The organism is Methanospirillum hungatei, from assembly GCF_020216685.1.
GTDB classification, from domain to species: Archaea; Halobacteriota; Methanomicrobia; order Methanomicrobiales; family Methanospirillaceae; genus Methanospirillum; species Methanospirillum hungatei_B.
The window spans coordinates 1-9,557 of sequence record NZ_JAIWNS010000203.1; the positions used below are offsets into that span (position 1 = coordinate 1).

The 9,557-nt window shown below is 44.8% G+C and carries 11 protein-coding genes; 7 read left to right on the forward strand and 4 right to left on the reverse strand.

What is annotated here, in order from left to right:
* Positions 1-680: proteasome assembly chaperone family protein (locus LDL35_RS12425; RefSeq protein WP_304022881.1), on the reverse strand; the 680-nt coding region annotated here is incomplete at its 3' end.
* A gap of 100 nt (positions 681-780) precedes the next feature.
* On the opposite strand from LDL35_RS12425, the gene LDL35_RS12430 reads away from it, so the two are divergent.
* Positions 781-1,239 carry a protease inhibitor I42 family protein gene (locus LDL35_RS12430; protein ID WP_304022884.1) on the forward strand — a complete coding sequence of 153 codons (459 nt, stop codon included), beginning with the start codon at positions 781-783 and terminating at the stop codon, positions 1,237-1,239.
* Between the two features lie 60 nt (positions 1,240-1,299).
* Positions 1,300-3,375 (forward strand): SpoIIE family protein phosphatase, encoded by a 2,076-nt coding sequence (locus LDL35_RS12435; RefSeq protein ID WP_304022886.1) that lies wholly within the window; start codon positions 1,300-1,302, stop codon positions 3,373-3,375.
* A gap of 4 nt (positions 3,376-3,379) precedes the next feature.
* Here the strand turns inward: LDL35_RS12435 and LDL35_RS12440 are convergent, their stop codons facing one another.
* Positions 3,380-5,098, reverse strand: a complete 1,719-nt coding sequence (locus tag LDL35_RS12440) for an MBL fold metallo-hydrolase (RefSeq protein WP_304022889.1) — start codon at positions 5,096-5,098, stop codon at positions 3,380-3,382.
* A 90-nt stretch (positions 5,099-5,188) separates the two neighbouring features.
* Between LDL35_RS12440 and LDL35_RS12445 the strand changes: the two genes are divergently transcribed.
* The 5 genes from LDL35_RS12445 (at position 5,189) to LDL35_RS12465 (ending at position 8,124) form a co-directional block, all read left to right on the forward strand.
* Entirely contained in the window at positions 5,189-5,539 is a 351-nt protein-coding gene (locus tag LDL35_RS12445) for an STAS domain-containing protein (RefSeq protein WP_304022891.1), read from the forward strand.
* A gap of 23 nt (positions 5,540-5,562) precedes the next feature.
* A complete protein-coding gene (locus tag LDL35_RS12450; RefSeq protein WP_304022893.1) occupies positions 5,563-5,970 on the forward strand; it encodes an ATP-binding protein in 408 nt (135 codons plus the stop codon).
* 61 nt (positions 5,971-6,031) lie between these two features.
* Positions 6,032-6,838, forward strand: coding sequence for a methyltransferase (locus tag LDL35_RS12455; RefSeq protein ID WP_304022895.1), 807 nt, complete (start codon positions 6,032-6,034; stop codon positions 6,836-6,838).
* A 155-nt stretch (positions 6,839-6,993) separates the two neighbouring features.
* Positions 6,994-7,503, forward strand: a complete 510-nt coding sequence (locus LDL35_RS12460; protein WP_304022896.1) for a protease inhibitor I42 family protein — start codon at positions 6,994-6,996, stop codon at positions 7,501-7,503.
* A 120-nt stretch (positions 7,504-7,623) separates the two neighbouring features.
* The gene (locus LDL35_RS12465) at positions 7,624-8,124 is read left to right on the forward strand and encodes a protease inhibitor I42 family protein (RefSeq protein ID WP_304022898.1); all 501 of its coding nucleotides are present in this window, start codon (positions 7,624-7,626) and stop codon (positions 8,122-8,124) included.
* Between the two features lie 106 nt (positions 8,125-8,230).
* Here the strand turns inward: LDL35_RS12465 and LDL35_RS12470 are convergent, their stop codons facing one another.
* Both LDL35_RS12470 and LDL35_RS12475 read right to left on the reverse strand, forming a co-directional pair.
* Positions 8,231-8,746: a DUF5814 domain-containing protein gene (locus LDL35_RS12470; protein ID WP_304022900.1), complete on the reverse strand. Its 516-nt coding sequence runs from the start codon at positions 8,744-8,746 to the stop codon at positions 8,231-8,233.
* 45 nt (positions 8,747-8,791) lie between these two features.
* Positions 8,792-9,070, reverse strand: a complete 279-nt coding sequence (locus tag LDL35_RS12475; protein ID WP_304022927.1) for a hypothetical protein — start codon at positions 9,068-9,070, stop codon at positions 8,792-8,794.
* Positions 9,071-9,557 lie beyond the last annotated feature (487 nt).

Sequence of the window (9,557 nt, forward strand, 5' to 3'; positions counted from 1 at the left end):
TGGACATCTTCTGCCAGTCTGTGCATTTGCGCTTCTATCTCCTCAGCCTGTTCAATAAGGCCTGACGTTTCAATCTGCAGATCATACAGAATATTCAGTACATCCACCGTTTTTGCAGCAGCCCTGGGATCAGGTGCATTAATCGTCTCTCCCAAAAGGCCAATCCCCGGAATTCCCCGTATCTTACACTCAGTGAGTATACTGCTGGCAATGCCTGAAATACTACCAATAGGGAGCCTGATTGCAGAGTCACCAAGTCTGTCCAGAAGTGGTTTTTCTGTTGCAACTGAGAAAACCCGCTTTTCCGGCTCATTAGTAATAATTCCAGCCAGCGTTACGACCTCTGAAACATGATAAGGAGCGAGCCAGTCAAGAATGGCATTTGAGACTTCGTAACATATCTGCGGATGGATCGGAATGTCTGCAAGAATTGCAACAAACTTACCCTTTTCATAAATTCTCACCGGAACAGCAATGACACCCTCTGACATCATCGCCATTGGCGGGAAATATTTACTGGTCATTGTCCCGATGGAATCAAACCCGAGTTTTTCAACCAAATAAGAGAGCGCGATACTTCCAACAAGACCACTTCCCGGAAATCCGATTAAAATAGCGGACCCTTCGGAAGTGAGGGGCCGGGCCTGAACGAGAACGTCAGGTATCTGGCTGGGGGTCATATATCAAAATAGGAGAAAGAAGAAGATAGGTCTGTCGCACCAGGATGAGGGACATATCAAACGGTACTTATTCCTGCAGAACGAACCTTCCTTACTACTGATGATAAAACCGGAATACCGGAGGTATCAAAAACCGGTAAAAACACCGATAATAATCTGTCTGCTTGTCATAATGGTCCTTTGTCTGTCCGGTTGTGTCCGGCCTGATGCCGGATTTACCGTTCGTTTGGAATCATTCAGGCAGCCACCTGATGTATATGCAAATGAAAGCACATCAGAAGTAATTCTGTCAGTTGGAGATACCATGATGGTTTCATACCCCTGGACACCGGAGGATGGCAGGTATTGGCGGGTCTCCGTAACTGAGGGATTATTTGTCACCGGCGACCGGTACACTCCCTTCCCACCCGGTATTCCAGTTGAAGTCTCCGGAACCAGGGAATGGATGGTGCGTGCAACCTCCCCCGGTATTCAGACTTTTATCGGATATCTGCGACCGAGAAATACCTCCTGGAATCAGGAAACTATCCAGTATAAAATTACCGTAACGGTTCAGTAAGAAAAATGTGACCCTATGAAACGAATGAGAATTGGAGTAGCTGGAAAACTATTGCTGATAATGGTACTGCTCACCAGTCTCATCTTCATCATTATCGGTGGTATCTCATGGATTGTGATGGGGAATCTGGGAACCTATGCAACACAGTCCAGTCTTGATCTTGGGGAACGGGCCATAGGTGAAAGCACAACCGCTCTGGAAGAGGACGCAGAGATCTATCTTCTTCGCCTTGCAAAAGACCAGGCAGAGATCACCGACATGGTCTTTGAACGGATCATCTCCGAGATGAATGTCCTCAATGACTATGGAAAAGTGATGATCAAAGAAAATAATGTGACTCCTGTCACGTGGTATACCCGTGATATAAAGCCCGCAAAACCGGGTGAGACAGGTACCATTCATCTCTCTCCCGGAGTAACAGCAGAACATGTTCTTGATGATATCATGGCACTGAGTTCATTCCAGCCTGTTTTCAATACCCTTTTCCATGCAGATAACCGGCTCACTGCTCTTTACGTAACCTCTTCTTCAGGGGTCACCTTCATCTTTCCCTGGACTCCACGAGTTGATCCCACCTTTGAACCACGATCCAGAAGCTGGTTTTTGGATGCGGTGAATAGTTCACAATTTGTATGGTCTGATCCATATGTTGATGTCTTGGGAAATGGTCTTACCATCACCTGTTCAAAGGCAGTTCAAAGTCCTGATAAGACCCGGACATGGGTCATTGGTTCTGATATTACTATTGAAACGATAAACTACCGGATTATCACCACCCAGCTTGGTGAAGACGGATATGCATTTCTGATAAATCAGCGGGGAGATATTCTCTCCAGACCAGGTCTCTGTGCTGGAGAGACCAGATGGGATGAGTCATACGAGACAGAGAATCTCCTCCAGAGTACAAATGAAGATCTCAGAACGGTTGCAGAAGAGATGACTATGGGTCTTTCCGGTGTCAGTCGGTGCAGGTTTGCAGAAGGTGACAAGTATATCGCCTATGCACCGGTAAAAAGTGTCGGATGGAGCATTGGCCTTGTCGTACCGGTAGAGCAGGTAATCGGACCTGCTGATATCACCGGTTCAGTCATCCGCCTGGCAAGTGAAGAAACCCATTCGCACATCACCGAACAGATGTCCTTCCTGCAAAAAATCCTTATTGCAAGTTTCTTTCTCTTGTTCGTCGGAGTGACGGGTATTGCCATATTCTTCTCAAAAATTATTACCGGTCCTGTTATGATACTGAGTGAAGGGGCCAGACGGATTGGGAATGGGGATCTGCAGACTCCGGTTGAGATACATACGGGGGATGAGTTTGAGGAGCTTGCGGACGCCTTTAACCGGATGACAAATGACCTTCGCAATTACATCATAGAACTCCGGAGAACCACTGCAGAGAAGGAGCGATTTACACGGGAACTCGAGATCGCCCAGGGGATTCAGCAGAGTTTCCTTCCAGACAACGTTCCTGATATTCCCGGCATGGAACTTGCGGTATTTTCAAGTCCGGCTCTTGAAGTGGGAGGAGATTTTTATGACTTTATCCCGGTGGGTGATGATCAGTGGGGGCTGGTGATCGCCGATGTGAGTGGGAAAGGTGTTCCAGCAGCACTGTTCATGGCACTCTCCCGAACCCTTATCCGGGTAAGTGCTACCTGGAAAAGCTCTCCTGCAAGTGCAATCTCTGAAGCAAATACACTTATCTGTCGTGACTCCAAGGCCAGTATGTTTGTAACGCTCTTTTACCTGGTTATTGACTCTATGAAACGGCAGATCACCTATGTCAATGCCGGGCATAATCCTCCCCTGATGCTGACCGGAGGGGACCAGAGTGATATTACCCTTTTAAAGGCTGAAGGGATCGCCCTTGGAATCATCGATGATATTGACCTTGCTTCGGTAACCGTGGATCTGAAGAAGGGGGATATGGTTGCGCTCTATACAGATGGTATTACCGAAGCGATGAACAAGGATGGGGAGGAGTATGGAATAGAGCGGTTTACCGAGGTTTTAATGCAGAACCGTGATCTTGATCTTTCAGCACTCATTACTGCAATAAAAACATCCATTAAAGAGTTTACGAAAGATGCTCCACAGTCAGATGACATCACTCTTATCCTCTTCAGGGCTTCCTGATCCTTTATGTTTCCATCGGAAATTGCAGGATGATCTCTTCATCACCTGGCCGTGGCAATTTCACAATCTTCCCCCCAGCATACCTGACGGTTCGGAGAAGGGCACGTGAAAGAGGAAGCTCAGGTTTCCAGTCTTCCCCGACTGGCGTGATCGCAATATAGACAAAATCATTTTTCGGAAAAATCTCAACATTGATACTATCTGCACCATACAGCCGGTAATAATCAACCAATGCACTAAAGATATCTGATAACCGGTCGACATCGGCGTATATGAGTTGAACAGAATCCGGCGTTTTGATAGAAAACCTGATCTCTTTGCAGTTTTGGTACTCTGCAAGTCGGCTCAGCAAAATATTTCGAAAACAGGTGACATCATCGATAGATTGCAACAGGTCATCATCACTGAATGTACAGGAGTTCTGTCTCAATATAAGATCATTCAGGACCTGAGCCGGATCACATGGTATGAGTGTTGTGGTCGGGATCACTCCCTGCATGGCGGATAAAAGATCTGAGAATAGTCTGGTTGTCCGACGAACCAGGGAGGGATCGATATGGTGCTCAAGAGTACGTCCTGAAAGATATGATCTGATCTTTTGAAGTGTCTGCAAAGCTTTTAGGATAACCTGAAGCTCGGGGAGTTTTTTCTCTTGAAAATCTTTGTAATAGGTTGTAAATCCATCAAGGGTTTTTTCAATATCATCGACCGGTATGAGACGTTCCAGGTCCTCTGCGGTTTCAAACTCTTCAAGTTCTTCGAGATGGTACCGAAGGAGCATCATTCTTCCGGCAACAATAGGAAAGAGTCGGTATGCCTCATCCATAAGGTCCATAGCATGTCTCATGGAAAGATTCACCCGGCCTTTGTCAAAAAGGGCAACATCTGGTAAGTTCTCATGAGATTGCTTAAGATTACGAAGGATTTCTCGAAACTCATGAGTGCTGAATGCATTACCATGTCCCGGACAGATCACTGAGATTTCATAATTCTCAAGTATCCATTCCATTCTTTGGAGCGTTTTAGAAAATTCAATGGTGTCCCACCCCAGAATCCCTGCAACTCCGGGATTGAGTGCAAAGGGGATATCCCCGACATGCAAAAGATTTCCAATACGGATGGCCATACTGTCATGTGAGTGCCCCGGTACTGCCCAGAAAAACAGGGATTGTCCGTCAGGAAAACGGAGTTCTTCAGAAAGGAGAAGGATTTCGCCCGAAATACGAATGCTATTGGAAATGAGATGAAATCCAGGTAAAATTTCTGAAATTTCAAGTTCATGGTTTTTATTGTGGAAAAGCGGGAGTTCTATCTGATGAGGTGGAATTGGTAAGTCGACCAGATCGGCCTGAGTATATCGCGGGTCTCCTGTTATGAGAAGATCTGCCCCTGATGTATGACAGACAAAAACCGGCTTTCCAAATTTTGCAAACCGCCTGCCTACCAGTCCCTCGTAGATGTGATCATAGTGCGCATGTCCGAAAATGATAAGGAGTGGTTTTTCTCGGTCATATGTACATGGTACAAGGGCCTCACACGCAGTGTCCATGACTTCCTGCGATGCACCGGTATCAAAAAATACAATATAATCCCCGATTGTGAATAGATACACATTCGAGCTGGTTACATCAGGTTTTCGAATACAGGGAAAGATTCTGGCATGAGCCGTACCAGGAACATCCTGCCATCTCTCATTCTCCAGAATGGCCTGTCTCGTTTTCACACATTGATCTCACTTTCACAAATCATAAATTCCTAGCAGAGAACTGATTATACTAGGACTTGTGTCATTATATATGGAGAAGATGGGATAATGGAAGATCATCTTTCAATACAGGAACGTGAAATCTCCGGAATTACAATTCTGGATATATCCGGAAGAATTGATGCTGCAACTTCATCACACATTGAAGCAGAGCTGGGAAAGAAGATAGATAGCGGGGTTACAACTCTTATCCTTAACATGAAAGATTTAAGTTATATCAGCAGTTCCGGGCTTCGGGTAATACTCGCAGCATTAAAGCGGGTCAAGGCCGGAGGAGGGACCATCGCACTCGCTGCTCTCCAGCCAGGTCCCGGAGAAGTTTTTAAAATGACAGGATTTGACCGGCTCTTTCCGATCAGTCCATCGGTTGAACAGGCAGTTCTAAAACTCAAACCGTAACTTCATGTTTCGTTCGAATATGAATGGCAGTATATCAGATTGACCTCGAAGATACGATCACTGCAGTATCACAACTTGCACAATTCCTCTCCGACATTATTGAAAAGGAGAGCATTTCAATTGAAGTTGAGAATGCAATACAACTTTCTGCTGAAGAAGCAGTTGTGAACATCATCACGCACGGGTATAACGGGAAACCAGGAATTATCGAAGTCACATGTGAAATTGCAGATGGTCTTGTTACCCTCACGATCTGCGATAAAGCACCGTATTTTAATCCGTTAACGATTCCACCTGCAGATGTTGAAGCAGGAATTGACGAGCGGCGGATTGGTGGTCTTGGGGTTCACCTGATCCGCTCACTCATGGATGAAGTCAGATACAAGCAGACTGATTCAGGCAATTGTCTTATCATGCAAAAGGCATTATGATCCTCTCGCTCCTGACAGCAGAAACCATCTCAAGCATGATGGCAGAGTAGTCTTGGTACATATGACCCAATCCTATGTTCATGGATATTCTGAACGGGAAGCTGAACGATTATTTGATCAGGCTGACACGCTCACTGATCTGATTCATCATGACTCGATTTTTCCTCCTGGCAGCAGAATTCTTGAAGCCGGATGCGGGACCGGGGCACAGACCTGTATTCTTGCGGGTAAAAACCCTCGTTGTGAGTTTGTTTCAGTTGATATTTCCCACGAATCACTTGCAATTGCAGAAAAACGGGTGAGTGCTGCAGGTCTTTCGAACGTTACCCTGTATCATGCAGACATTCTGGGAGATGACCTTCCATTTGGGATCTTCGACCACGTGGTTTTTTGCTTTGTTCTTGAACATCTCCGAAAACCTGAAGATGCAATCCGCCGTGTCATGAATCTGGTAAAACCAGGTGGTACGGTTACTGCTATAGAAGGGGATCATGGGTCTGTTTGTTTTCATCCGGAGAGTGAAAAGGCCCTCATGGCTATCCGGTGTCAGGTTCTTCTTCAGGAACGGGCAGGGGGTGATGCCTGTATTGGAAGAAAACTCTATCCGCTCCTGGTTTCATCAGGGCTCACCGATGTCATGGTATCTCCACGGCTGGTCTATGCTGATGGGGGGAGACCTGAATTGGTTACGGGATTTACTGAGAAGACCTTCATAGCCATGATCCAGGGGATCAGAGATCCGGCTATTGCGGCAGGTCTGATGTCAGCAAAGGACTTTGATGAAGGGATCTCGGATCTGGTACGTTCTGCCCAAAAAGACGGGACCTTTAGTTATACATTCTATAAAGGACAGGGAATTGTTCCCTGACAACCGATTATTTTTGAAAAAAGGGTGGCGCGCAGCAATACTCTCCACAAATGCTTTAAGTAAAACTGTTTTCCGGAAATTAATGATCCAAAATCACTGGATAAACGAAAACCATACCATTAACTTATTACCTTATTGAGTTGACTTAAAGAGACATGGATCGGATTGTAACGTTCCTTCTCTTACTGGTTTCAGCACTCCTGCTGGTACCGGGGTGTATTGCAGAAGAACAGGTAACACCTGAAGCAACTGAAGTTGTTCCAGAAGTCCCGGTTGTGGAAGCAACCGAAGAAGTCGTTGAAGAAGTTGCAGGCGAAGTTCCGGTTGAGGAAGTAGCTGAAGAAACCGAAGTTACTGAAGAGGAGCTTCCCGTATACAATGTCACCGCTGACATAAACAGCACTGAAATCAACATGACTGTTGGTCAGATTGCAATGATTGAACTTCCGGTAACTACTGACTTTGAGTGGAATGTAACTGCATCAGAAGGCCTTACCATTATCAAGGATATCCACATTGATGCAGTTGACGAAACCGTCGGCGCTTTCCACCAGTGGTTTGTTGAAGCTGTTGCAGCCGGAGAACAGTCTTTCTCTGGTGTTGAAAAGAAGGCAGATTCAGAAGAGACTGGCAGCGAATACACTCTTAACATCCTCGTAGAGTAAATTTCATCAACTGTCGGATAACTCCGACACTTCTTTTTGTTCCAATAAGGTTTTATTTTATTGTTCTGCAATTCGTGCATACGATCACCTTATTGGGTTGGTATGATAACATGATTGATCATGGATCGGATTGTAACGTTACTTCTCGTACTGGGTTTTGCACTCCTGCTGGTACCGGGGTGTATTGCTGAAGAACAGGGGGCACCTCTTGCACCTGATGTTGCTGCAGAGGTCCCGGTTGCAGAAGAAGCAACTGAAGAAGTTGTCGAAGAAACGACCGAAGAGACTACTGAAGAAGTCTTCGCATACAATGTCTCTGCTGACGTGAATACGACTGAATTGAATATGACCCTGAACCAGGTGGCATTGATTCAGCTTTCTGAAAATCCGACTACCGGCTTTTCATGGAATGTGACTCTTTCAGATGGTCTTACCCTCCTCAGTGACAGATATGTTCAGGACCCCACACCCGAGGGGATGGTTGGTGTTGGTGGTGTCCATGAGTGGTACGTTGAAGCTGTTGCTGCAGGAAACCAGACTTTCGATGGTATCTACAAACAGCCATGGGAAGAGATGGTGGGAAATGAAACGACCTATTCCCTGGCGATTCTGGTAGAGTAACGATAGTTGAAAATTAGATTATTTCAAACTTTTTTGTGAATTGACTATCTGGCAGGGGTTTGCAATTCGAACACAATGAATTGTGTATGAAGCCTAAAAAAAAGATTCAGGATTCTGATATGACCGGAGTTCCCTTTTCTATCGCTCTGATATGCAGTTCAACCAGTTCCTGCATTTTTGGAACATGAAACTGATCTGCAATATCCTGAATCGCCTCCAGCAGATGCACTGATTCTTCAAGATAACTCAGAATGTCAGCGGCATAGATCTCAATCCCAAACTCGTCCCGAAGGTACTGACTGATCTGAATGTGATCAAGTCCTGATTCCCTAAGCTCAATTATTTCCTTGACAAATTTTCGTTCAGGACAACCACAAAACGGGTTTTCCTGGCATTTGCAGGAGAGAAAACTCTTGATGAACGTCACAATCTGTTCTCGTGTTGATCGATCAAATGAGTCATATGGTACAGAGAGAAGAGCCTCAAGGGTTGCACCATGAAAGGCTCCTTCTGGGAGTCGATACCCGATTAATTTTCCGATCTGACGGCTATAGCGAAGTCGTGCACGGGATGCTATCATATGTGCTCCAAAGTAATGAAAGAGAATCAGGATCGTATGCAATGATCCTGTTAAATCGTGTAAAAGTGTTTGTTGTTTATGGATATATCATCTGTCACAGGTCCATAATTTCAGAATTTTCTGTGCATAATCATCTGAAATGAAAAAATTAATAATTATTTCTGAAGTCAGAGTCTCCGGATAAGAGAGTAATTCCCGGAAACGTTTTTCAAATCTGTCTCCCAGTATAATATTTTCCTTGGTGTTTTCTCTCAAATATTCTTCTCTACAGTGTTTTTCAGAGAAGAACTGATCCTTTTCAGCCATTTTTAGGGTAAAAACCTCGTCTTCATTGTCTGTTGAGGATGCCCAGGTAAGAGATAGCATACCCGGGATCCACGACCGTAATGAAACTGCAGATAATTTTGACTCCTGTTTCGGTGTACTTAAAATTTTGTCCCAAATCTGATCCCAGTCGCTATATCTTATATATCCCAACCTGGTCGCGAAAAGAAAAATATAGTCTTGAAAATTCGTAGCATCATAACAGAATGTTCGGGATGATTTTTTCTCATATGTGATCCATCGTAAGATGAGGTCATCTAATGCTATATCAGGGTTATATCGTGCAGTAATGAAACACAGAGCAAGAAAATCAGTGACAGGTATGCCAAATGCCCTAATAATTATTTTTCCCGATACAAATCTTATAGAGCTTTCAGTACATTCATACCGATTTTGATCAGGGAATACCTGCTTACCCTTCGATAAAAATAAATCTGGTTACATCTCCCATCGTTCGATATTTCTTGTCTCCGGGTCAAATACAATTCCGACCTCGAATATCGGTCTTGAATCTGATCGATACTTCTCT

Bases quoted from the DNA above. Each gene is read 5' to 3' on its own strand.
- LDL35_RS12445 (WP_304022891.1), top strand. From the start codon at position 5,189: ATGGAAGATCATCTTTCAATACAGGAACGTGAAATCTCCGGAATTACA.
- LDL35_RS12455 (WP_304022895.1), top strand. From the start codon at position 6,032: ATGACCCAATCCTATGTTCATGGATATTCTGAACGGGAAGCTGAACGA.
- LDL35_RS12450 (WP_304022893.1), top strand. From the start codon at position 5,563: ATGGCAGTATATCAGATTGACCTCGAAGATACGATCACTGCAGTATCA.
- LDL35_RS12435 (WP_304022886.1), top strand. From the start codon at position 1,300: ATGGTACTGCTCACCAGTCTCATCTTCATCATTATCGGTGGTATCTCA.
- LDL35_RS12465 (WP_304022898.1), top strand. From the start codon at position 7,624: ATGGATCGGATTGTAACGTTACTTCTCGTACTGGGTTTTGCACTCCTG.
- LDL35_RS12460 (WP_304022896.1), top strand. From the start codon at position 6,994: ATGGATCGGATTGTAACGTTCCTTCTCTTACTGGTTTCAGCACTCCTG.
- LDL35_RS12475 (WP_304022927.1), bottom strand. From the start codon at position 9,070: ATGCTATCTCTTACCTGGGCATCCTCAACAGACAATGAAGACGAGGTT.
- LDL35_RS12430 (WP_304022884.1), top strand. From the start codon at position 781: ATGATAAAACCGGAATACCGGAGGTATCAAAAACCGGTAAAAACACCG.